The 22,628-nt window shown below is 72.8% G+C and carries 19 protein-coding genes; 17 read left to right on the top strand and 2 right to left on the bottom strand.

Annotated elements, in window-relative coordinates:
- The first annotated feature begins 4 nt into the window (after positions 1 to 4).
- The 13 genes from ACZ6NC_RS12650 to ACZ6NC_RS12590 all read left to right on the top strand — a co-directional run bounded on the left by ACZ6NC_RS12650 (position 5) and on the right by ACZ6NC_RS12590 (position 16,036).
- Positions 5 to 997, top strand: coding sequence for an aspartate carbamoyltransferase catalytic subunit (locus ACZ6NC_RS12650; RefSeq protein WP_465731831.1), 993 nt, complete (start codon positions 5 to 7; stop codon positions 995 to 997).
- Positions 994 to 2,298 carry a dihydroorotase gene (locus tag ACZ6NC_RS12645; RefSeq protein WP_465731829.1) on the top strand — a complete coding sequence of 435 codons (1,305 nt, stop codon included), beginning with the start codon at positions 994 to 996 and terminating at the stop codon, positions 2,296 to 2,298. The genes ACZ6NC_RS12650 and ACZ6NC_RS12645 overlap by 4 nt, the downstream gene beginning before the upstream one ends.
- The gene (locus ACZ6NC_RS12640) at positions 2,295 to 2,873 is read left to right on the top strand and encodes a PH-like domain-containing protein (protein ID WP_465731827.1); all 579 of its coding nucleotides are present in this window, start codon (positions 2,295 to 2,297) and stop codon (positions 2,871 to 2,873) included. Before ACZ6NC_RS12645 ends, ACZ6NC_RS12640 begins: the two co-directional genes overlap by 4 nt.
- Entirely contained in the window at positions 2,870 to 4,060 is a 1,191-nt protein-coding gene (gene carA / locus ACZ6NC_RS12635) for a glutamine-hydrolyzing carbamoyl-phosphate synthase small subunit (RefSeq protein ID WP_465731825.1), read from the top strand. Before ACZ6NC_RS12640 ends, carA begins: the two co-directional genes overlap by 4 nt.
- Positions 4,053 to 7,364, top strand: coding sequence for a carbamoyl-phosphate synthase large subunit (carB, locus tag ACZ6NC_RS12630; RefSeq protein ID WP_465731823.1), 3,312 nt, complete (start codon positions 4,053 to 4,055; stop codon positions 7,362 to 7,364). Before carA ends, carB begins: the two co-directional genes overlap by 8 nt.
- Before the next feature lie 66 nt (positions 7,365 to 7,430).
- On the top strand, positions 7,431 to 8,543 hold the full coding sequence (locus tag ACZ6NC_RS12625; RefSeq protein ID WP_465731821.1) for a quinone-dependent dihydroorotate dehydrogenase: 1,113 nt from the start codon (positions 7,431 to 7,433) through the stop codon (positions 8,541 to 8,543).
- Positions 8,544 to 8,582: 39 nt separating this feature from the next.
- The gene (pyrF, locus tag ACZ6NC_RS12620) at positions 8,583 to 9,416 is read left to right on the top strand and encodes an orotidine-5'-phosphate decarboxylase (protein WP_465731819.1); all 834 of its coding nucleotides are present in this window, start codon (positions 8,583 to 8,585) and stop codon (positions 9,414 to 9,416) included.
- Positions 9,417 to 9,811: 395 nt separating this feature from the next.
- A complete protein-coding gene (gene mihF, locus ACZ6NC_RS12615) occupies positions 9,812 to 10,138 on the top strand; it encodes an integration host factor, actinobacterial type (RefSeq protein WP_030056187.1) in 327 nt (108 codons plus the stop codon).
- A gap of 48 nt (positions 10,139 to 10,186) precedes the next feature.
- On the top strand, positions 10,187 to 10,744 hold the full coding sequence (gene gmk, locus ACZ6NC_RS12610; protein WP_465731817.1) for a guanylate kinase: 558 nt from the start codon (positions 10,187 to 10,189) through the stop codon (positions 10,742 to 10,744).
- A 37-nt stretch (positions 10,745 to 10,781) separates the two neighbouring features.
- Positions 10,782 to 11,048, top strand: a complete 267-nt coding sequence (rpoZ, locus tag ACZ6NC_RS12605) for a DNA-directed RNA polymerase subunit omega (RefSeq protein ID WP_030240625.1) — start codon at positions 10,782 to 10,784, stop codon at positions 11,046 to 11,048.
- 174 nt (positions 11,049 to 11,222) lie between these two features.
- Positions 11,223 to 12,458, top strand: a complete 1,236-nt coding sequence (coaBC, locus tag ACZ6NC_RS12600; RefSeq protein WP_465731815.1) for a bifunctional phosphopantothenoylcysteine decarboxylase/phosphopantothenate--cysteine ligase CoaBC — start codon at positions 11,223 to 11,225, stop codon at positions 12,456 to 12,458.
- 151 nt (positions 12,459 to 12,609) lie between these two features.
- Positions 12,610 to 13,818 carry a methionine adenosyltransferase gene (gene metK, locus ACZ6NC_RS12595; protein WP_465731813.1) on the top strand — a complete coding sequence of 403 codons (1,209 nt, stop codon included), beginning with the start codon at positions 12,610 to 12,612 and terminating at the stop codon, positions 13,816 to 13,818.
- Between the two features lie 127 nt (positions 13,819 to 13,945).
- On the top strand, positions 13,946 to 16,036 hold the full coding sequence (locus tag ACZ6NC_RS12590) for a primosomal protein N' (RefSeq protein WP_465731811.1): 2,091 nt from the start codon (positions 13,946 to 13,948) through the stop codon (positions 16,034 to 16,036).
- Between the two features lie 44 nt (positions 16,037 to 16,080).
- Here the strand turns inward: ACZ6NC_RS12590 and ACZ6NC_RS12585 are convergent, their stop codons facing one another.
- Complete coding sequence (locus ACZ6NC_RS12585; protein ID WP_465731809.1) at positions 16,081 to 16,695, bottom strand: hypothetical protein; 615 nt, start codon at positions 16,693 to 16,695, stop codon at positions 16,081 to 16,083.
- Positions 16,696 to 16,949: 254 nt separating this feature from the next.
- On the opposite strand from ACZ6NC_RS12585, the gene def reads away from it, so the two are divergent.
- Positions 16,950 to 17,495, top strand: a complete 546-nt coding sequence (gene def / locus ACZ6NC_RS12580; RefSeq protein ID WP_465731807.1) for a peptide deformylase — start codon at positions 16,950 to 16,952, stop codon at positions 17,493 to 17,495.
- Positions 17,496 to 17,565: 70 nt separating this feature from the next.
- On the top strand, positions 17,566 to 18,513 hold the full coding sequence (gene fmt / locus ACZ6NC_RS12575) for a methionyl-tRNA formyltransferase (protein ID WP_465731805.1): 948 nt from the start codon (positions 17,566 to 17,568) through the stop codon (positions 18,511 to 18,513).
- Positions 18,514 to 18,557: 44 nt separating this feature from the next.
- Here fmt and ACZ6NC_RS12570 read toward each other — a convergent pair whose 3' ends face one another.
- Entirely contained in the window at positions 18,558 to 19,838 is a 1,281-nt protein-coding gene (locus ACZ6NC_RS12570; protein ID WP_465731803.1) for an outer membrane protein assembly factor BamB family protein, read from the bottom strand.
- A 167-nt stretch (positions 19,839 to 20,005) separates the two neighbouring features.
- Here ACZ6NC_RS12570 and ACZ6NC_RS12565 point away from each other — a divergent pair, with 167 nt between their 5' ends.
- Positions 20,006 to 21,451: an RsmB/NOP family class I SAM-dependent RNA methyltransferase gene (locus ACZ6NC_RS12565; protein WP_465731801.1), complete on the top strand. Its 1,446-nt coding sequence runs from the start codon at positions 20,006 to 20,008 to the stop codon at positions 21,449 to 21,451.
- Positions 21,452 to 21,586: 135 nt separating this feature from the next.
- Positions 21,587 to 22,552, top strand: coding sequence for a MerR family transcriptional regulator (locus tag ACZ6NC_RS12560; protein ID WP_465731798.1), 966 nt, complete (start codon positions 21,587 to 21,589; stop codon positions 22,550 to 22,552).
- Positions 22,553 to 22,628: the final 76 nt, after the last annotated feature.

Raw genomic sequence — 22,628 nt, 5'->3', positions numbered from 1 at the left:
CCGCGTGAAGCGCCACCTCGTCTCCGCCGCCGACCTCACCCGCGACGACGCGCTGCTGATCCTGGACACCGCCGAGGAGCTGGCCCAGCTCTCCGGACGGGCCGTCAAGAAGCTGCCCACGCTCCGTGGTCGAACCGTCGTCAACCTCTTCTTCGAGGACTCGACCCGCACCAAGACCTCCTTCGAGGTCGCCGAGAAGCGGCTCTCCGCCGACGTCATCAACTTCTCCGCCAAGGGCTCCTCGGTCTCCAAGGGCGAGAGCCTCAAGGACACCGCGCTCACCCTGCAGGCCATGGGCGCCGACGCGGTCGTCATCCGGCACCACGCCTCGGGTGCGCCGGCCCGGCTCGCCCAGTCCGACTGGCTGCACGGCAGCGTCATCAACGCCGGTGACGGCACCCACGAGCACCCCACCCAGGCGCTGCTCGACGCCTTCACCATGCGCCGCCACCTCAACCCCGGCGCCGGCCACGATCTCGCGGGCCGCCGGGTGACCATCGTCGGCGACATCCTGCACAGCCGGGTCGCCCGCTCCAACGTGCACCTGCTCACCACCCTCGGCGCCCAGGTCACCTTCGTCGCCCCGCCGACGCTGCTGCCGATCGGTATCCAGAACTGGCCCTGCGAGGTCAGCTACGACCTGGAGAGCGTGCTCCCCAAGACCGACGCGCTGATGATGCTCCGCGTGCAGCGCGAGCGGATGAACGCCGCCTTCTTCCCGACCGAGCGCGAGTACAGCCGCCGCTACGGCCTGGACGGCACCCGGATGGCCCAGCTGCCCGAGCACGCCATCGTGATGCACCCCGGCCCGATGGTCCGAGGCATGGAGATCACCGCCGACGTCGCCGACTCGCCGCGCTGCACCGTGGTCGAGCAGGTCGCCAACGGCGTCTCCGTCCGGATGGCCGTCCTCTATCTGCTCCTCGGTGGCGCCGTCTTCGCCGACGGCCCCGCCGACGCCGCCCCCCGCACCGACTCCGTGGAGACCGCTCAGTGACCACCTACCTGATCCGCAACGCCCAGCTCCTCGGCGGCGCCCCGCAGGACCTCCACATCGCCGACGGCGTCATCAAGGAGATCGGCACCGGCCTCACCGCCGAGGCCGACATCGACATCGACGCCACCGGCCTGATCGTCCTGCCCGGTCTGGTCGACCTGCACACCCACCTGCGCGAGCCCGGCCGCGAGGACGCCGAGACGGTCCTCACCGGCACCCAGGCCGCCGCCAAGGGCGGCTTCACCGCCGTCCACGCGATGGCCAACACCTTCCCGGTGGCCGACACCGCCGGCGTGGTCGAGCAGGTCTGGCGGCTCGGCCAGGAGTCCGGCTACTGCGACGTGCAGCCGGTCGGCGCCGTCACCGTCGGCCTGGAGGGCAAGAAGCTCGCCGAGCTCGGCGCGATGCACGAGTCCGCGGCCGGCGTCCGGGTCTTCTCCGACGACGGCAAGTGCGTGGACGACGCGGTCATCATGCGCCGCGCGCTGGAGTACGTGAAGGCCTTCGACGGGGTCGTCGCCCAGCACGCCCAGGAGCCGCGGCTCACCGAGGGCGCCCAGATGAACGAGGGCCAGGTCTCCGGCGAGCTCGGGCTCGGCGGCTGGCCGGCCGTCGCCGAGGAGGCGATCATCGCCCGCGACGTGCTGCTCGCCGCGCACGTCGGCTCCCGGCTGCACGTCTGCCACGTCTCCACGGCCGGCTCGGTCGAGATCATCCGCTGGGCCAAGGCCAAGGGCTGGGACGTCACCGCCGAGGTCACCCCGCACCACCTGCTGCTGACCGACGAGCTGGTCCGTTCCTACGACCCGGTGTACAAGGTCAACCCGCCGCTGCGCACCGCCGCCGACGTGCAGGCGCTGCGCAAGGCGCTCGCCGACGGCACCATCGACGCCGTCGCCACCGACCACGCGCCGCACCCGGCCGAGGACAAGGACTGCGAGTGGGCCGTCGCCGCGATGGGCATGGTCGGCCTGGAGACCGCGCTCTCGGTGGTCCAGCAGACGATGGTCGACACCGGCCTGCTGAACTGGGAGGGCGTCGCCGACCGGATGTCGCACCGCCCGGCCCGGATCGGCCGTCTCAGCGGCCACGGGCGGCCCGTCTCGGTCGGTGAGCCGGCCAACCTGGTGCTGTTCGATCCCGCGTACCGTGGTGCCGTGAACCCCGACAGCTTCGCCACGCGCTCCCGCAACACCCCTTACCGGGGCCTCGACCTGCCCGGGCGGGTGCACGCCACCTTCCTGCGCGGCAGCGCCACCGTGCTGGCCGGCGAGCTGGTCGAGCAGGGCGGGCTCGCGTGAGCGAGCGACCGGGGCACCCCCTGCTGCTCGCCCAGGAACAGGCCAGGGTCACCGACTGGCCCGGGTACATCGGCTGGGCCGTCGGCCTGATGCTCGTCATCGGCCTGGTCTACTGGCTGATGCGCCAGGGCTGGAACTGGCGCCGCACCCTGCAGTCCGGCATCCCGGCGCTTCCCGCCGTGCCGGAGCGGGCCGGCCGGACCATCCTGGAGACCAGCGGCCGGTACCACGGCACCACCACCGCCGGGAACTGGCTGGACCGGGTCGTCGCGCACGGCCTGGGCACCCGCAGCCGCGCCGATCTGACCCTCGGCGAGAACGGCCTGCTGGTGCGGCGCCCCGGTGACGTCGACCTCTGGATCCCGGCCGAGCACCTGACCGGTGCCCGGACGGACTCCGGGATCGCCGGCAAGGTCGTCCCGTCCGGACTGCTCGTCGTCACCTGGACGCACGAGGGAACCGCCCTGGACTCCGGTTTCCGGGCCGACCACCCCGACGAGCACGCCGCCTGGGTCGAGGCGGTCGCTCAACTCGCAACACGTACGAAGACGAAGACGGAAGAGGCCGCTCCATGACCGCACCTGCCCCCACCACGCAGCGCCAACGGCGGGAGCGTGTCCCTGCCGTGCTCGTCCTGGAGGACGGCCGGACCTTCCGCGGCCAGGCGTACGGCGCCATCGGCGAGACCTTCGGCGAGGCGGTCTTCAACACCGGCATGTCCGGCTACCAGGAGACCCTGACCGACCCGTCGTACCACCGCCAGATCGTCGTGATGACCGCCCCCCAGATCGGCAACACCGGCTGGAACGACGAGGACGACGAGTCCAAGCAGATCTGGGTCGCCGGCTACGTCGTCCGTGACCCCGCCCGCGTCGCGTCCAACTGGCGCTCGCGCCGGTCGCTGGACGAGGAGCTGACCAACCAGGGCGTCGTCGGCATCAGCGGCATCGACACCCGGGCGCTCACCCGCCACCTGCGCGAGCGCGGCGCCATGCGCTGCGGCATCTTCTCCGGCCAGGGGCTGGCGGACGACGCCGCGCTGCTGGCCAAGGTGCAGCAGTCGCCCGAGATGAAGGGCGCAGACCTCTGCGCCGAGGTCGCCACCACCGAGCCGTACGTGGTGCCCGCGATCGGTGAGAAGAAGTTCACCGTCGCCGCGCTGGACCTCGGCATCAAGGCGATGACCCCGCAGCGGATGGCCGAGCGCGGCATCGAGGTGCACGTGCTGCCGGCCAACGCCACCCTGGAGGACGTCTACGCCGTCCAGCCGGACGGCGTCTTCTTCTCCAACGGCCCGGGCGACCCGGCCACCGCCGACCACCAGGTCGCCGTGGCGCAGGGCGTGCTGGAGCGCAAGACCCCGTTCTTCGGGATCTGCTTCGGCAACCAGATCCTCGGCCGCGCGCTGGGCTTCGGCACCTACAAGCTCAAGTACGGTCACCGCGGCATCAACCAGCCCGTCCAGGACCGCACCACCGGCAAGGTCGAGGTCACCGCGCACAACCACGGCTTCGCCGTGAACGCACCGCTGGACAAGGTGAGCGACACGCCCTACGGCCGCGTCGAGGTCTCCCACGTCTGCCTGAACGACGATGTGGTCGAGGGCCTCCAGGCGCTGGACGTGCCCGCCTTCAGCGTGCAGTACCACCCCGAAGCGGCAGCCGGCCCGCACGACGCGGCCTACCTCTTCGACCGGTTCGTCGCGCTCATGCGAGGCGACGACAAGCACAGTGTTGAGCTCATGGAGGGCCAGCGTGCCTAAGCGCACTGACATCAAGTCCGTCCTGGTGATCGGGTCCGGCCCGATCGTGATCGGCCAGGCCGCCGAGTTCGACTACTCGGGCACGCAGGCCTGCCGGGTGCTCAAGGCCGAGGGCCTGCGGGTCATCCTGGTCAACTCCAACCCGGCCACGATCATGACCGACCCGGAGATCGCCGACGCCACCTACGTCGAGCCGATCACCCCGGAGTTCGTCGAGAAGATCATCGCCAAGGAGCGCCCCGACGCCCTCCTGCCGACCCTCGGCGGCCAGACCGCGCTCAACACCGCGATCTCGCTGGACGCCAACGGCGTGCTCGCCAAGTACAACGTCGAGCTGATCGGCGCCAAGGTCGACTCGATCCACAAGGGCGAGGACCGCGAGCTCTTCAAGGGCGTCGTCGAGGCCGTCAACGCCAAGATCGGCCACGGCGAGTCCGCCCGCTCGGTCATCTGTCACACCATGGACGACGTGCTGGCCGGCGTCGACACCCTCGGCGGCTACCCGGTCGTGGTCCGCCCCTCCTTCACCATGGGCGGCGCCGGCTCCGGCTTCGCCCACAACGAGGAGGACCTGCGCCGCATCGCCGGCCAGGGCCTGACCCTCTCGCCGACCACCGAGGTGCTCCTGGAGGAGTCCATCCTCGGCTGGAAGGAGTACGAGCTGGAGCTGATGCGCGACAAGAACGACAACGTCGTGGTCGTCTGCTCCATCGAGAACTTCGACCCGATGGGCGTGCACACCGGTGACTCGATCACCGTCGCCCCGGCGATGACGCTCACCGACCGCGAGTACCAGATCCTGCGCGACATCGGCATCGCCGTCATCCGCGAGGTCGGCGTCGACACCGGCGGCTGCAACATCCAGTTCGCCGTCAACCCCGAGGACGGCCGGGTCATCGTCATCGAGATGAACCCGCGCGTCTCCCGCTCCTCGGCGCTGGCCTCCAAGGCGACCGGCTTCCCGATCGCCAAGATCGCCGCCAAGCTCGCCGTCGGCTACACCCTGGACGAGATCCCCAACGACATCACCGAGCAGACGCCGGCGTCGTTCGAGCCGACCCTCGACTACGTCGTGGTCAAGGTGCCGCGGTTCGCGTTCGAGAAGTTCCCGAGCGCCGACGCGACGCTGACCACCACCATGAAGTCGGTCGGCGAGGCCATGGCCATGGGCCGCAACTTCCCCGAGGCGCTCAACAAGGCGCTCCGCTCGCTGGAGAAGAAGGGCTCCCAGTTCACCTGGACCGGCCCGGTGGGTGACAAGGCCGCGCTGCTGGAGAAGGCCGTCGTCCCGACGGACGGCCGGATCAACACCGTCATGGAGGCCATCCGCGCCGGCGCCACCCCGGAGGAGGTGTTCGAGGCCACCAAGATCGACCCGTGGTTCGTCGACCAGCTCTTCCTGCTGGACGAGATCGCCGCCGAGCTGGCCGAGGCGAGCGAGCTCACCCCCGAGCTGCTGCGCCACGCCAAGCGGCACGGCTTCTCCGACCAGCAGATCGGCGAGATCCGCGGCCTGCGCCCCGACGTGGTCCGCGAGGTCCGGCACGCGCTCGGCATCCGCCCGGTGTTCAAGACCGTCGACACCTGCGCCGCCGAGTTCGCCGCCAAGACCCCGTACTTCTACTCGTCCTACGACGAGGAGAACGAGGTCGCCCCGCGCACCAAGCCCGCCGTGATCATCCTCGGCTCCGGCCCGAACCGCATCGGCCAGGGCATCGAGTTCGACTACTCCTGCGTGCACGCCTCCTTCGCGCTGGCCGACGCCGGGTACGAGACCGTGATGGTCAACTGCAACCCGGAGACCGTCTCCACCGACTACGACACCTCCGACCGGCTCTACTTCGAGCCGCTCACCCTGGAGGACGTGCTGGAGATCGTCCACGCCGAGCAGCAGGCCGGACCGCTGGCGGGTGTCATCGTCCAGCTCGGCGGCCAGACCCCGCTCGGCCTGGCCCAGGCGCTCAAGGACAACGGCGTGCCGATCGTCGGCACCCAGCCCGAGGCGATCGACCTCGCCGAGGAGCGCGGCGCCTTCGGCCGCGTGCTGCGCGACGCGGGCCTGCCCGCCCCCAAGCACGGCACCGCCTTCTCCTTCGAGGAGGCCAAGGCGATCGCCGACGAGATCGGCTACCCCGTCCTGGCCCGCCCGTCCTACGTGCTCGGCGGCCGCGGCATGGAGATCGTCTACGACGAGGCCTCCCTCGCCTCCTACCTGGAGCGGCACGCCGGCCTCATCTCCGAGCACCCGGTGCTGATCGACCGCTTCCTCGACGACGCCGTCGAGATCGACGTCGACGCGCTCTACGACGGCACCGAGCTCTACCTCGGCGGCGTCATGGAGCACATCGAGGAGGCCGGCATCCACTCCGGCGACTCCGCCTGCGCGCTGCCCCCGATCACCCTCGGCGGCTACGACATCAAGCGGCTGCGCGCCTCCACCGAGGGGATCGCCCGCGGCGTCGGCGTCCGCGGCCTGATCAACATCCAGTTCGCCCTCTCCGGCGACATCCTCTACGTGCTGGAGGCCAACCCGCGCGCCTCCCGCACCGTGCCGTTCACCTCCAAGGCGACGGCCGTGCCGCTGGCCAAGGCCGCCGCCCGGATCTCGCTCGGCGCCACCATCGCCGAGCTGCGCGCCGAGGGCCTGCTCCCGGCCGAGGGCGACGGCGGCACGCTGCCCGCCGACTGCCCGATCTCCGTCAAGGAGGCCGTGATGCCGTGGAGCCGCTTCCGCGACGTGCACGGCCGCGGCGTGGACACCGTCCTCGGCCCGGAGATGCGCTCCACCGGCGAGGTCATGGGCATCGACAAGGTCTTCGGCACGGCGTACGCCAAGGCCCAGTCCGGCGCCTACGGCGCGCTGCCGACCAGCGGCAAGGTCTTCGTGTCGGTCGCCAACCGGGACAAGCGCAACCTGGTCTTCCCCGCCCGCGCGCTGGTCGGCCTCGGCTTCGAGGTGCTCGCCACCGCCGGCACCGCCGAGGTGCTCCAGCGCGGCGGCATCCCGTCCACGCTGGTGCGCAAGCACAGCGAGGGCGAGGGCCCGAACGGCGAGAAGACCATCGTCCAGCTGATCCACGACGGTGAGGTCGACCTCATCATCAACACGCCGTACGGCACCGGCGGCCGCCTCGACGGCTACGAGATCCGCACCGCCGCCGTCGCCCGCGCCGTGCCCTGCCTGACCACCGTCCAGGCCATGGGCGCCGCCGTCCAGGGCATCGACGCGCTGCTGCGCGACGAGGTCGGGGTGATGTCGCTCCAGGAGCACGCCGAGCTGATCAACGCCGGCCGCAGCAAGTAGCACCACCACAGTGGGGGGCACCGAACCGCCGGGTGCCCCCCACTTCCATGCCCGGGAGGCCCAATTTTGTACAAGCTGCTGTTCGACCTCGTGTTCAAGAAGATGGACCCGGAGAAGGCCCACCACCTCGCGTTCTTCTGGATCCGGCTGGCCGCCTCGGTGCCCGGGCTGCGCACCCTGGTCAAGCTGGTGCTCGCCCCGCGCGACCGGGCGCTGCGCACCACCGCCCTCGGCCTCGACCTGCCCGGCCCGTTCGGCCTGGCGGCCGGTTTCGACAAGAACGGCGTCGGCATCGACGGCCTGTCGATGATCGGCTTCGACTACGTCGAGATCGGCACCATCACCGGCGAGCCGCAGCCCGGCAACCCGGCCCCGCGGCTCTTCCGCCTGGTCGAGGACCGCGCGCTGATCAACCGGATGGGCTTCAACAACCAGGGCTCGGCCCGGGTCGCCGCCCGCCTCGCCCGGCGCCCGCACACCACCTCCACCCCGGTGGTCGGCATCAACATCGGCAAGACCAAGGTGGTCGAGGAGGCCGACGCGATCGGCGACTACGTCAAGTCCACCGAGCGGCTCGCCAAGTACGCCGACTACCTGGTGGTCAACGTCAGCTCCCCGAACACCCCCGGGCTGCGCAACCTGCAGGCCGTCTCGCACCTCGGCCCGCTGCTCGAAGCCGTCCGCGAGGCCGCCGACCGCTCCACCGCGCACCATGTGCCGCTGCTGGTCAAGATCGCCCCCGACCTGGCCGACGAGGACGTCGACGCGGTCGCCGACCTCGCGCTGGAGCTGGGCCTGGACGGCATCATCGCCACCAACACCACCATCGGCCGCGAGGGCCTGCGCACCCCCGCCGCCCGGGTCGAGGAGATCGGCATGGGCGGCCTCTCCGGCGCCCCGCTCAAGGAGCGCGCGCTGGAGGTGCTCCAGCGCCTGCGCGCCCGCACCGAGGGCCGGCTGACGCTGGTCTCGGTCGGCGGCATCGAGACCGCCGAGGACGCCTGGCAGCGCATCGTCCACGGCGCCGACCTCGTCCAGGGCTACAGCGCCTTCATCTACCAGGGCCCGTTCTGGTGCCGCGGCATCCACAAGGGCCTCTCCGCCCGCGTCCGGGCCGGCGGCTTCCGCAACCTGGCCGCCGCCGTCGGCAGCGCCGTCCCCGCCCGCAAGGCTTCCTGAACCCCCCTCACGCTCTCCCGCCCCTCCGGAAAGGACGTCATGACCCTCGCCCCCTTCGGCGCCCGCCTGCGCCAGGCCCTCGACACCCGCGGTCAGCTCTGCGTCGGCATCGACCCGCACGCCTCCCTGCTCGCCGCCTGGGGGCTGGAGGACTCCGTCGCGGGCCTGGAGACCTTCAGCCGGACCGTCGTCGAGGCGCTGGCCGACCGGGTGGCCGTGCTCAAGCCGCAGGCCGCCTTCTTCGAGCGCTTCGGCTCCAAGGGCGTCGCGGTGCTGGAGAGGTCCGTCGAGGAGGCCCGCGCGGCCGGCGCCCTCGTCCTGATGGACGCCAAGCGCGGCGACATCGGCTCCACCATGGCCGCCTACGCCGAGGCCTTCCTCGCCCCGGGCAGCCCGCTCTTCTCGGACGCCGTGACCGTCAGCCCCTACCTCGGCTTCGGCTCGCTGCGCCCGGCGCTCGACCTGGCCGCCGCCAACGGCGCCGGCGTCTTCGCGCTGGCGCTCACCTCCAACCCGGAGGGCGCCGAGGTGCAGCGCGCGGCCGGCGCCGACGGGGAGACGGTGGCCGCCTCGGTGCTGCGACAGCTCGCCGCCGAGAACGCCGGCGCCGAGCCCCTCGGCTCCTTCGGCGCGGTGGTCGGCGCGACCCTGGCCGACGCGGGCGTGGACCTGGCGATCAACGGCCCGCTGCTGGCCCCCGGCATCGGCGCCCAGGGCGCCACCATGGCGGACCTGCCGCGCGTCTTCGGCACCTCGGTGCGCAACGTGGTGCCGAGCGTCAGCCGGGACGTGCTGAAGCACGGCCCGTCGCTGCCGGCCCTGCGGGAGGCGGCGGAACGCTTCGTCCAGGAGTACGCGGACGCGGTGAAGTGAGTCCGCGGACCCGGTGGGACGAGCCGCACGGAGGCGGTGGGGCGGGCCGCGCGGACGCGGTGAAGCGGCCCGATGACCCTGCGCAGTGGCGCGACGGGGTGGCGCGGCGTCTCACGGCCTGACGTGAGCGCGGTCACATCGGTGCCGCCAAAGGTCCGCAATCGCGGTCATTTTGCCCGGGAAAGTCCTGGTCGGCCTTGGCTGACCAGGACTTTTCGTGTTCTTTTCCTGACGTGGCGCCGCAATCCGGGTAGTGTCCGGCGATAGGTCATCGAAGAGCGGCGATTCCCGTTGCTCTCGCAGGTCAGAGCCGTGAGGTTCCGCTGCGGCCGGTGTCCTGGGAACCAAACCAGTCATAGCTCAATCCCTTCCTTCCACACCCTGAGGTGAACGGCGTGGCTCTTCCGCCCCTTACCCCTGAACAGCGCACCGCCGCGCTCGCCAAGGCCGCCGAGGCTCGCCGGGAGCGCGCCGAGGTCAAGAACCGGCTCAAGCACTCCGGCGCCTCCCTGCACGAGGTGATCAAGGCCGGCAAGGCCGACAACGACGTGATCGGCAAGATGAAGGTCTCCGCTCTGCTGGAGTCCCTGCCGGGCGTCGGCAAGGTCCGCGCCAAGCAGATCATGGAGCGCCTCGGCATCAGTGAGAGCCGTCGCGTCCGTGGCCTCGGTACGAACCAGATCGCCTCCCTGGAGCGGGAGTTCGGCGGCGGTGCCGCCTGACCGTGCCCCGTGGTCCCGGGATCGTCCGCGATCCGGGATAATCGGTGCATGAGTGAGCGTCCGCGGCTGACCGTGCTCTCCGGCCCTTCGGGGGTCGGCAAGAGCACGGTCGTCGCTCATATGAGGAAGCAGCACCCCGAGGTCTGGCTCTCGGTGTCGGCGACGACCCGCCACCCGAGGCCGGGCGAGCAGAACGGGGTCCAGTACCACTTCGTCGACAACGACGAGTTCGACAAGCTGATCGCCAACGGCGAGCTGCTGGAGTGGGCCGTGTTCGCCGGCAACCGCTACGGCACCCCGCGGTCGGCGGTGCTGGACAAGCTCGAGCGCGGCGAGCCCGTCCTGCTGGAGATCGACCTGCAGGGCGCCCGCCAGGTGCGCGAGTCGATGCCCGAGGCGCAGCTGGTCTTCCTGGCTCCGCCGAGCTGGGACGAGCTGGTCCGCCGGCTCACGGGCCGGGGCACCGAGCCGCAGGACGTGATCGAGAAGCGGCTGGAGGCCGCCAAGGTCGAGCTGGCTGCCGAGACGGAGTTCGACACGACCCTTGTCAACACCTCCGTCGAGCAGGTAGCGACCGAACTGCTAGCCTTGCTCGGTGTAGCCTGACCTGTCTGTCTTTTCCACCCTTTCGGAAGGTTTTCGCGTGTCCTCTTCCATGACCGCGCCCGAGGGCATCATCAACCCGCCGATCGACGAGCTGCTTGAGGCCACCGACTCCAAGTACAGCCTCGTGATCTACGCCGCCAAGCGCGCGCGCCAGATCAACGCGTACTACTCGCAGCTCGGTGAGGGCCTGCTGGAGTACGTCGGCCCGCTGGTCGACACCCACGTGCACGAGAAGCCGCTGTCGATCGCGCTGCGCGAGATCAACGCGGGCATGCTGACCGCCGAGGCGATCGAGGCCGCCTGAGTTGGTTGCCTTCTCCCGAAGGGCCCGTCGGACTTGTTCCGGCGGGCCCTTCGGCGTTCCCGGGGGCTGTGGGGTCCGCCACAGGCGGGCCCTGTGCGGGCGCTCGCCGAGGGGCCGTAGGGTGAGCACGCTCCAGATGTGGAGGAAGGCGCCGAGGTGGAGGAGACCGGGAGAATGAGCGCGACTTCGGACCGGACGGACGCCCCGCGCGTCGTCCTCGGCGTCAGCGGCGGGATCGCCGCCTACAAGGCGTGCGAGCTGCTGCGACGGTTCACCGAGTCCGGCCACCAGGTCACCGTGGTGCCCACCGAGGCCTCGCTGCACTTCGTCGGCGAGGCCACCTGGGCCGCGCTCTCCGGCCGGCCGGCCGCCACCGAGACCTGGGAGCGCGTCCACGAGGTGCCGCACGTGCGGATCGGGCAGACCGCCGACCTGGTCGTGGTCGCCCCGGCCACCGCGGACCTGATGGCCAAGGCCGCCCACGGGCTCGCCGACGACCTGCTCACCAACACCCTGCTCACCGCGCGCTGTCCGGTCGTGCTGGCGCCCGCGATGCACACCGAGATGTGGGAGCACCCGGCCACCCGGGAGAACGTGGCCACGCTGCGCCGCCGGGGCGTGATCGTGCTGGAGCCCGCGGTCGGGCGGCTGACCGGCAAGGACACCGGCAAGGGCAGGCTGCCCGAGCCGTCCGCGATCTTCGACGCCTGTCGGGCCGTACTGCGGCACGGCGGGGTCCGCTCCGACCTGGCCGGCCGCCATGTGGTGGTCTCGGCCGGCGGCACCCGGGAGCCGCTCGACCCGGTGCGCTTCCTCGGCAACCGCTCCTCCGGCAAGCAGGGCTACGCGCTGGCCGTGACCGCCGCCGCGCGCGGCGCGCGGGTGACCCTGCTCTCGGCCAATGCCGAGCTGCCCGACCCGGCCGGCGTCGATGTGGTGCACGTCTCGACCGCGCTGGAGCTGCGGGACGCCGCGCTGAAGGCGGCGGCCGACGCGGACGCGGTGGTGATGGCCGCGGCGGTCGCCGACTTCCGGCCCGCCGACTACGCCACCGGCAAGATCAAGAAGGTCGAGGGGGTCGAACCGGCGCCGGTCGCACTGGTCCGGAATCCGGACATCCTGGCCGAGATCTCCGCCCACCGTCCCCGTTCGGGTCAACTGGTCGTGGGTTTCGCGGCGGAGACCGACGACGTGCTCGCCAACGGCCGCGCCAAGCTCGCCCGCAAGGGCTGTGACCTGCTGGTCGTCAACGAGGTGGGCAACGGCAAGGCCTTCGGCCAGGACGTCAACGAGGCCGTCGTCCTGGGCGCGGACGGCAGTGAGACGGCGGTGCCGGTGGGCCCCAAGGAGGCGCTCGCGGACGTGGTCTGGGACCTGGTCACGAAGCGGCTGGAAATGATCGCGAAGTGATCCCGGCCGGTGATCGTCCGGTCTCCAAATTCTGGAATCGAGTGACGCTTGCCAGTAGCTGACCGTTACACTCCAGGAATCAAGTCTTTCCGGATGTCCCCGGTTCGCCGGGGGCCTTCAGTCAGCAGCCGCTGCAACCCCAGGGAGCGCTGTGTCTCGCCGCCTGTTCACCTCGGAGTCCGTGACCGAGGGACACCCCGACAAGATCGCTGACCAGATCAGCGACACCATCCTCGACGCCCTCCTGCGAGAGGACCCGACTTCCCGGGTCGCCGTGGAGACGCTGATCACCACCGGCCAGGTGCACGTGGCCGGCGAGGTGACCACCAAGGCGTACGCGCCGATCGCCCAGCTCGTCCGGGACAAGATCCTGGAGATCGGCTACGACAGCTCGAAGAAGGGCTTCGACGGCGCCTCCTGCGGCGTGTCGGTGTCCATCGGTGCCCAGTCGCCCGACATCGCACAGGGTGTCGACACGGCGTACGAGGCCCGGGTCGAGGGCGATGAGGACGACCTGGACAAGCAGGGCGCCGGTGACCAGGGCCTGATGTTCGGCTACGCCTCGGACGAGACGCCGGAGCTGATGCCGCTGCCGATCACCCTGGCGCACCGCCTGTCGAAGCGCCTGTCCGAGGTGCGCAAGAACGGGACGATCCCGTACCTGCGCCCGGACGGCAAGACCCAGGTCACCATCGAGTACGACGGCGACAAGGCCGTCCGCCTGGACACCGTGGTCGTGTCCTCGCAGCACGCCAGTGACATCGACCTGGACTCGCTGCTGACCCCGGACATCCGCGAGTTCGTCGTGGAGCCCGAGCTGAAGGCGCTGGCCGAGCAGGGCATCAAGCTGGTGACCGACGGCTACCGCCTCCTGGTCAACCCGACCGGCCGCTTCGAGATCGGCGGCCCGATGGGCGACGCCGGCCTGACCGGCCGCAAGATCATCATCGACACCTACGGCGGCATGGCCCGTCACGGCGGTGGCGCGTTCTCGGGCAAGGACCCGTCCAAGGTGGACCGCTCGGCCGCGTACGCGATGCGCTGGGTGGCGAAGAACATCGTCGCCGCCGGCCTCGCCCGCCGGGCCGAGGTGCAGGTCGCGTACGCGATCGGCAAGGCGGAGCCGGTGGGTCTGTTCGTGGAGACCTTCGGTACCGAGACGGTGCCGGTGCTGGCGATCCAGAAGGCCGTGACCGAGGTGTTCGACCTCCGCCCGGCCGCGATCATCCGGGACCTGGACCTGCTGCGGCCGATCTACGCGCAGACCGCGGCCTACGGGCACTTCGGCCGTGAGCTGGCGGACTTCACCTGGGAGCGGACCGACCGGGTCGAGCAGCTGAAGAAGGCCGTGCAGGACTGATCATCTGATCGGCTCACCGCAGGCGGTGGCCCCCCGGGTATCGGGGCGGCCGCCGCCTGCGGCGTTGTACGGCGTCGTGCGGTGGTTGTCGGGGTTGTGTCGGTGTGACCTGGTAGTACTGGGAGCGATGAGCAGCACGCAGGGGAGTGAGGACGAGGGCGGGGGCCCGGAGCAGCTGGCCTTCATCCGGGAGACGGTCCGCCGGGCCAAGCCCCGGACGTGGCGCGGCGCCAAGCGGGCCGAGCACCTGCCGGTCGCCCGGGTGGTGGTCGACAAGGGCGTGCTGACCATCGACAAGTTCTTCGACTACGAGGTGCCCGCCGCGATGGCGGAGGAGGCCCTCCCCGGGGTCCGGGTCCGGGTTCGGTTCGGGGCGCGGGTGGTGAAGGGCCAGCGCGAGGGCGGAGAGCTGCACGACGGGTTCATCGTCGCTCGGCTGGAGAAGAGCGACTTCGCAGGCCCGCTGGCGCCGCTCGCCCAGGTGCTCTCGCCCGAGCCGGTGCTCGCCCCCCAGCTGCTGCGGCTCTGCCGGACCGTCGCCGACCGGTACGCCGGCACCCTGGCCGACGTCCTCCAACTGGCCGTGCCGCCCCGGCACGCCAAGGCCGAGGCCGAGCCCTCGCCGCCGCCCCGGCCGCGGCCCGCCGCGCCGGCGCCGGGCGGCTGGTCGCGCTACCCCGCCGGGCCGGACTTCCTCGCCTCGCTGGCCGGCGGCGGCTCGCCGCGCGCGGTCTGGACGGCGCTGCCCGGCCCCGGCTGGCCGTACGAGATCGCCCGGGCCGTCGCGGCCACCCTGGCCGGCGGGCGCGGCGCACTGGTCGTACTGCCGGACGGGCGCTCGGTGGCCCGGGTGGACCAGGCGCTGACCGAGCTGCTGGGCGAGGGCATGCACGCCACCCTGGCCGCCGACCTCGGCCCCCAGGAGCGGTACCGGCGATGGCTGCTGGTCAGCCGCGGCTCGGTGCACGCCGCCGTCGGCACCCGCGCCGCGATGTTCGCGCCGGTGCGCGACCTCGGGCTGGTCGTCGTCTGGTCCGACGGCGACGGCAGCCACAGCGACCCGCGCGCCCCGCACCCGCACGTGCGCGAGGTGGCGCTGCTGCGCGCCGCCGAGGAGGGCGCGGGCGTGCTGCTCGGCGGGCACGCCGTGACGGTCGAGGGCGCGCAGCTGGTCCGCACCGGGTGGGCCCGGCCGCTGGCCGCCGACCGGGAGACCGTCCGGCAGGTGGCGCCGCGGGTCCGTACCGTCACCGACCAGGACCAGCACCGGGACGCCGCCGCGCAGGCCGCCCGGCTGCCCTCGGTGGCCTGGGAGGTCGCCCGGGAGGCACTGGCGAGCGGCGGGCCGGTGCTGATCCAGGTGCCGCGGCGGGGCTACGTCCCCCGGCTGTCCTGCGGGCGGTGCCGGACGCCCGCCCGGTGCCGGCGGTGCGAAGGGCCGCTGGAGGCTTCCTCCGCCGATGCGCCGCTGCGCTGCGCCTGGTGCGGGGAGACCGAGAACGACTGGCACTGCCAGGAGTGCGGCTCGTTCCGGCTGCGGGCCCAGGTGGTCGGCGCGCGGCGGACGGCGGAGGAGCTGGGCAAGGCGTTCCCGCGCGTCCCGGTGCGTACCTCCGGGCGGGACGCCGTCCTCGCGACCGTCCCGGACGAGCCGGCGCTGGTGATCTCCACACCGGGCGCCGAACCGGTGGTCGAGGGCGGCGGCGGGTACGCGGCCGCGCTGCTGCTGGACGGCTGGGCCCTGCTCGGCCGCCCCGACCTGCGGGCCGGGGAGGAGACGCTGCGGCTCTGGCTGGCCGCCGCCGCCCTGGTCAAGCCGTCGACGGAGGGCGGCACGGTGGTCGTCGTCGCCGAGCCGACCGCGCGGCCGGTGCAGGCGCTCGTCCGCTGGGACCCGCTCGGCCACGCCGGGCTGGAGCTGGACGAACGGGCTCAGCTGCACTTCCCGCCGGTGTCGCGGATGGCCTCGGTGGCCGGCAGCCCGGCGGCGGTCGCGGACCTGCTCGGGCTGATCCGGCTGCCGTCGGAGGCCGACGTGCTCGGGCCGGTGCCGGTGCCGGCGCTGCGCGGGGAGGAGCAGGAGCGGGCGCTGCTGAGGGTGCCGCCCGGGCAGGGCGCGGCGCTGGCGGCGGCGCTCAAGGCGGCGCAGATCGCGCGGATCGCGCTGCGGACGCCGGAGGCGGTGAAGGTGCGGATCGATCCGACGGACATCGGGTGAGGGACGGCGGGATGCTCCGCCCCCCACCCGGGGCGTGCGGCCGCTCAGCCGCGTAGGGGGACGCCGGTGCGGTCCAGGGTGCTGCGGTCCAGGTTGCCGCGGTCGTGGGGGGAGCGCTCGTGGGTGGAGCGGTCCAGGGTGGAGCGGTCCAGTGCGGCGCGGTCCAGGCCGCCCTGGCGGGCCGCCGGGACGGTCGCGGCCAGCCCGGTCGGGGCGGGCGCGGCGGCGGGCAGCTCCTCGGAGCGGTCCGGTCGGCTCGGGCCCGGCACGCCGGAGGCCGGCACCCCGCCCGCCGCCAGCAGCTCGCTGGTCGGCCGACGCATCCCGTACCGCCGGTGCACCGCCTGCTTGGTGACCCCGAGGGCCGAGCCCACCGAGTCCCAGGAGAAGCCCAGCGCACGGTCGAACTCGACCGCCGCCGCCACCAGCGTCTCCACGCTCTCGCGCAGCTCCTGCGCGAGGCGCACCGTCGGCGCCGGCGCCCGTCCGTACACCACGAACCCCGCCGAGGTGCTGGGTCGGCGCGGACGGTAGACGTTGCCCAACTGGGCGGTGAGCGTCCGCAGCGCGTCGACCTGCCGCCTCACCCGCTCGATGTCCCGCACCAGCAGGTGCAGGCTCGCCCGCGCCCGCGCGTCGTGGTTGATCTGCTCGGCCATGGCCTACGTGCCACCTTCCGTACGGTTCAGCTCGGCCGGAACGCGGTGTCCCGCGCGCCCCGGCCCCGGTCAATCTCACTTGACCAACGCCCGACGGGGGGCCGGGGTCACGCAGCCCGGGCGAGTCGGGATATGCCAGATGCCTGGGCGCGGACGGAGGAGGACCGGTGGGATTGCATAGACTTGGCGGTGGCCGGCCCATGTCCAGCAGCCCCGCCGGCCCCGACCTCCCGACGGACAGGAGCCCGTAGCCCGTGGCGATCCAGCCGATCCGCATCTTCGGAGACCCCGTCCTCCGGGCCACCGCGCAGCCGGTGATCACCTTCGACAAGGAGCTGCGCACCCTCGTCCGGGACCTCACCGACACCATGCTGGACGCCCCCGGTGCCGGCCTGGCCGCGCCTCAACTCGGCATCTCCCTGCGGGTGTTCACCTACCACGTGGACGGCGTCACCGGTCACCTGATCAACCCCGACCTGTCGCTCACCGAGGAGGAGCAGGACGGCCCCGAAGGCTGCCTCTCGCTGCCCGGCCTGCGCTACGACACCAAGCGCGCGTACGGGGTCGTCGCCAAGGGCTTCAACATGTACGGCGACCCGGTCACCGTCGAGGGCACCCAGCTGCTCGCCCGCTGCATCCAGCACGAGACCGACCACCTCGACGGCATCATCTTCATCGACCGCCTCGACCGCGAGCAGCGCAAGGCCGCGATGAAGGCGATCCGCGAGACCGACTGGGGCGGCGGCCCCGCGCCCGTCGTCAAGGTCTCGCCGCACACCACCTTCGGGTCGGCGCGCTGACGCCCGGCCGGCCCCAGCCTCTTTCCTTCAGTTCTGACTGTTTGAACTTCCGCCACCAGAAAGGCACTTGATGCGCCTCGTGTTCGCCGGCACCCCCGAGGTCGCCGTTCCCGCCCTGGACGCCCTGCTCGCCTCCGACCGGCACGAGGTCGTCGCGGTGGTCACCCGCCCCGACGCCCCCGCCGGACGCGGCCGCAAGCTGGTCGCCAGCCCCGTCGCCCAGCGCGCCGAGGAGGCCGGGATCGAGGTCCTCAAGCCGGCGAAGCCCAGCGACCCGGAGTTCGTCGCCCGCCTCACCGAACTCGCCCCCGACTGCTGCCCGGTGGTCGCCTACGGCGCGCTGCTGCGCCCCGGCACGCTGGAGATCCCCAAGCACGGCTGGGTCAACCTGCACTTCTCGCTGCTCCCCGCCTGGCGCGGCGCCGCCCCCGTCCAGCACGCGGTGCTGGCCGGCGACGAGGTCACCGGCGCGTCCACCTTCCTGATCGAACAGGGACTGGACTCCGGCCCGGTCTTCGGCCGCCTCACCGAGGAGATCCGCGCCACCGACACCAGCGGCGAACTGCTCGACCGGCTCGCCCACTCCGGCGCCCACCTGCTCACCGCCACCATGGACGGCATCGCCGACGGCACCCTGCACGCCGTCCCGCAGCCCGCCGAGGGCATCACACTCGCGCCGAAGATCACCGTCGAGGACGCCCGGATCGACTGGGCCCACCCCGCGCTCCGCGTCGACCGGGTGGTGCGCGGTTGCGCCCCCGCCCCCGGCGCCTGGACCACATTCCGCGGCGAGCGGCTCAAGGTCACCGGCCCCGTCAAGCTGGTGACGGACTCGTCGGCGCTCGCACCCGGCGAGCTGGCCGTCGGCAAGAACAGCGTCCGGGTCGGCACCGGCAGCCACGAGGTCGAGCTGGGCGAGGTGCGGCCGCAGGGCAAGAAGGCGATGCGGGCCGCGGACTGGGCCCGGGGGGCGCGGATCGAGTCCGGCGAGCGGTTCGGCCTCGTCGGCGAGGACTGACCGGGTGGCGGGCCGGCCGCGCCGGGCCGCCACCCGTGCGGGAGTCAGCCGGTGGCGGGGTAGGCGGTGAGGACCTGGCCGGTGCCCTCGGCCGGGGCGAGGCCGACGTACTCGTTGACGGCGACCGGCGCGAGCTGGGGGCTGCTGGGCCGGTCCTGGCCGGTGGAGGCGTCCAGCATGACCGGGCCGTTCTTTGTGGTCCCGTAGACGACGCCGTGCCGGACCGCGGTGACCCTCGGTGCGACGCGGGTGTTCGCGTCGTCCGGGAGCTTCCAGAGCACCTTGCCGGTGGCGGGCTCGACCGCGAAGGCCGTGGAGTCGGTGGCGCAGACGGTCACCGAGCGGCCGTCGTAGGTGCAGACGTGCGTGAACCCGCCGGAGAAGTCGAGCGTCCGCTTGCCGGTGGTGCCGTCCACCAGCCAGGCGAAGTTCTTGGCCGAGCCGTAGTCCCGGCCCTGGACGACCACGGTGGCCGGCCCGCCCGGGCGCACCGTCGTCTGGTACGAGTCGGCCTCCGCGTTCCACGCGGTCTTGCCGTCGGCGAGGTTGAGCGCCGACAGCTTCTGCCTGACGCCGTCCTGGGTGACGATGCCGACGATCTGACCCTCGGTGAGTGCGGCGCCGAAGAAGCCGTTCTGGGTCCAGAGGGTCTTCCTGGTGGCGAGGTCCACGGCGAGGACGGCGCCGTGGTCGGAGTCCGAGACGGCGACCACGGCCGTGTTGCCGCGCACGCCGAGCAGGGTCGCGTACTTGGACTCGGCGAAGCCCTGGGGCAGGTCGAGCGGCAGCGACCAGGCGGGCGCGCGGGTGCCGGCGTCCATGGCCACCAGCTCTGCGACCGCGTGGTCCACGGCGGTGCCCTGGCCGTGGACGAGCTCCGGGAAGGAACCGATCACCAGGCGCTTGCCGCCCACCTCGGCGAGTACCGGGACCTCGGCGAGACCGGAGGGCTGCTGGGTGGCGGCCGTGCCGACCACCTGGCCGGTGGTCAGGTCGACCGCCTGGAGGCCCTCCTTGGCCGGGAAGTAGGCGGTCAGGCCGTCGAGGAGGACCGCGGAGGCCTTGGCCTGGACGGGCAACGGCACGCCCTTGGCCCGGTCGAACGCGGACGGCGGGTCGAAGCTCTTGCGGGGCGTGGCCGAGGCGGTGGGCGTTGCTGTCGCCGTGGCCGTTCCCGTGGTGCCGCCGGTGCCGCCCTGGCTGTTGCCGCCGCTCTGGCCGCCGCCCCCGCTGCTGCAGGCGCCGGCCAGCAGCAGCGCCGCGGCGGCGGCCGCGATCCGTCCCGGAACTCCCGAAACCCGTCCCGAAACCAGGCGTGAACTCATTCCCGTCGAACCCCCTTGTCGTCGGCCCGCCTCCCCGGCGGGCAGATGATCACCCTACTTGGACGAACAGGCGGCGGAGAGCGCCGGAAGCCGGGCCTGGGAGCCCGGGCGCGGGTTTCGCGTTACTGTTCCCTTGATAACCCCGCAGCACTTTGAGGCACACAGGTATGAGCACGCCCAGCAGCACCCCCGGCGCCAAGCGCGCGCCCCGCCCGCACCGCCGTCCCAAGAAGGACCCGGCCCGGATCGTCGCCTTCCGCGCCCTGCGCGCCGTCGACGAGCGCGACGCCTACGCCAACCTGATCCTGCCCTCCCTGCTCCGCGAGGCCGAGCAGAAGGGCATGGACCGGCGCGACGCCGCCCTCGCCACCGAACTCGTCTACGGCACCCTGCGCCTGCAGGGCACCTACGACGCGGTCATCGCCGCCTGCATCGACCGCCCGCTCAGCAAGGTCGACCCGCCGGTGCTCGACGTGCTCTCGCTCGGCGCGCACCAGCTCCTCACCACCCGCATCCCCAGCCACGCGGCGGTCTCGGCCACCGTCGAACTGGCCCGGGTGGTCCTCGGCGACGGCAAGGCCAAGTTCGTCAACGCCGTGCTGCGCCGGATCAGCGCCCACGACCTCGACACCTGGATCGGGCAGGTCGCCCCGCCGTACGACCAGGACGCCGAGGACCACCTCGCCGTCGTCCACTCCCACCCCCGCTGGGTCGTCGCCGCCCTCTGGGACTCGCTCGGCCGCTGGCAGCCCGACGCCTCCGGACGCGCCGCCGTGGAAGAGCTGCTGCGCGCCGACAACGAACGGCCCGAGGTCACCCTGGTGGCCCGCCCCGGCCGGGCCACCGTCGGTGAACTCGCCGAAGCCCTCCCCGAGGCCGAGTCCGGCCGCTGGTCCCCGTACGCGCTGCGGCTCGCCGAAGGCGGCGACCCCGGCTCGGTGGAGGCCGTGCAGCAGAACCGGGCCGGCGTCCAGGACGAGGGCAGCCAGCTGGTCGCGCTCGCACTCGCCGCCGCGCCCCTCGACGGCCCCGACCGGCTCTGGCTGGACGGCTGCGCCGGCCCCGGCGGCAAGGCCGCGCTGCTCGGCGCACTGGCCGCCGAGCGCGGCGCCGCCCTGGTCGCCAGCGAGAAGCAGCCGCACCGCGCCCGGCTGGTCGCCCGCGCACTCGAAGGCAACCCGGGCCCGTACACCGTGATCGCCGCCGACGGCACCCGGCCGGCGTGGAAGCCCGGCGGCTTCGACCGGGTTCTCGTGGACGTCCCCTGCTCCGGCCTCGGCGCGCTGCGCCGCCGCCCGGAGGCCCGCTGGCGCCGCCGCCCGCAGGACATCGCCGCCGTCGGCCCGCTCCAGCGGGACCTGCTGCGCTCGGCCATCGACGCCACCCGCGTCGGTGGCGTCGTCGGCTACGCGACCTGCTCGCCGCACCTCGCGGAGACGCGCGCGGTGGTGGACGACGTGCTGCGCGAGCAGGGAGGCCGGGTCGAGTGGATCGACGCGCGCCCGCTGCTGCCGGGCGTCCCGTCGCTGGGCGAGGGGCCGGACGTGCAGCTCTGGCCGCACCTGCACGGGACGGACGCGATGTACCTGGCACTGCTGCGGCGGACCGCGTAGGCGGTCGGGGCAGGGTGTCAAAGGGGCGCCGAGGACTGGTCGCGTGGCGGCCGGTGCTCGGCGCCCCGGCGTTTCGGTGGGGCGTTCGGCGGGCGGGCTTGCATCTCCCGTAGGGGGAGGCGCGAGGGTGGGGGCATGGACGGCGACACGCTCTATTCGATCGGTGATCTGGCGCGGCGGACCGGGCTCACGGTGAAGACCGTCCGGTTCTACTCCGACCAGGGGCTGGTGGCCCCGACCGGCCGCAACCCGGCCGGTCACCGACGGTACGGCGTCGACGCGGTCGCCCGCCTGGACCTGATCCGGACACTGCGCGAGCTGGGGCTCGGGCTCCCGGCGATCCGGCAGGTGGTGGAGCGGGAACGCCCGCTGCCGGAGGTCGCCGCGGCGCACGCCGAGGCCCTGGAGGTGCAGATTCGGGTGCTGCGGCTGCGGCGGGCGGTGCTGACGGCGGTGGCGCGGCGCGGATCGACCGAGGAGGAGACGAATCTGATGCACCGGTTGGCACGGCTCTCGGAGGGTGAACGGCACCGGCTGACGGGGGAGTTCCTGGATGCGGTGTTCGGCGGGAGGGACGGGAGGGGCGGTAGGGACAGGAGTGGGGGGAATCGTGGGCCCGGTGGGTTCGACGGGTTCGACGGGTTCGACGGCGTACGGCGCTCGCTGACGCCCGAGCTGCCGGACGATCCGACGGCCGAACAGGTGGAGGCGTGGCTGGAGTTGGCCGAGCTGTTGCGGGATGCGGAGTTCCGGGCCGTGCTGCGGCGGTTGGTCGAGGACGAGGCGGCCGAGCGGGCGCGGGTGGGTGACGCGGTGCTTCGCCGCCATCTGGCAGCGGTAGTACGGGAGTCGGCCGGTCCGGCGGTGGCGGCGGGGGTCGTGCCCGGCTCCTCGCGGGCGGGGGAGGTGGCCGCCGAGATTGTCCTGCGGTGCGCGCAACTCGTGGACGGGGAGGACGAGTTGGTGGCGCGCTTGGAGCGGATCAACGACCCGCGGCGGGAGCGCTACCTGGAGCTGCTCGCGGTGGTCAACGGCTGGGCGGCTCCGGAGAGTTCGGCGCCCGTGCTGGACTGGGCCGTCAGGGCGCTGCGAGCGCGATGAGGAGAGCGGCGGCCTGGGTGCGAAGCTCTTCGATGGGCGGGTCGGCGCAGTACACGTCCGCACCGAGGGCGGTGTG

It is taken from the genome of Kitasatospora sp. NPDC041988 (assembly GCF_055588525.1).
This window is presented reverse-complemented; position numbering and strand designations above follow the sequence as displayed.

What these genes read in the sequence shown, in the direction of transcription:
- carA (WP_465731825.1), top strand. Translation starts at nt 2,870, where the DNA reads ATGACCGCACCTGCCCCCACCACGCAGCGCCAACGGCGGGAGCGTGTC.
- pyrF (WP_465731819.1), top strand. Translation starts at nt 8,583, where the DNA reads ATGACCCTCGCCCCCTTCGGCGCCCGCCTGCGCCAGGCCCTCGACACC.
- gmk (WP_465731817.1), top strand. Translation starts at nt 10,187, where the DNA reads ATGAGTGAGCGTCCGCGGCTGACCGTGCTCTCCGGCCCTTCGGGGGTC.
- coaBC (WP_465731815.1), top strand. Translation starts at nt 11,223, where the DNA reads ATGAGCGCGACTTCGGACCGGACGGACGCCCCGCGCGTCGTCCTCGGC.
- ACZ6NC_RS12590 (WP_465731811.1), top strand. Translation starts at nt 13,946, where the DNA reads ATGAGCAGCACGCAGGGGAGTGAGGACGAGGGCGGGGGCCCGGAGCAG.
- ACZ6NC_RS12585 (WP_465731809.1), bottom strand. Translation starts at nt 16,695, where the DNA reads ATGGCCGAGCAGATCAACCACGACGCGCGGGCGCGGGCGAGCCTGCAC.
- fmt (WP_465731805.1), top strand. Translation starts at nt 17,566, where the DNA reads ATGCGCCTCGTGTTCGCCGGCACCCCCGAGGTCGCCGTTCCCGCCCTG.
- ACZ6NC_RS12570 (WP_465731803.1), bottom strand. Translation starts at nt 19,838, where the DNA reads ATGAGTTCACGCCTGGTTTCGGGACGGGTTTCGGGAGTTCCGGGACGG.
- ACZ6NC_RS12565 (WP_465731801.1), top strand. Translation starts at nt 20,006, where the DNA reads ATGAGCACGCCCAGCAGCACCCCCGGCGCCAAGCGCGCGCCCCGCCCG.
- ACZ6NC_RS12560 (WP_465731798.1), top strand. Translation starts at nt 21,587, where the DNA reads ATGGACGGCGACACGCTCTATTCGATCGGTGATCTGGCGCGGCGGACC.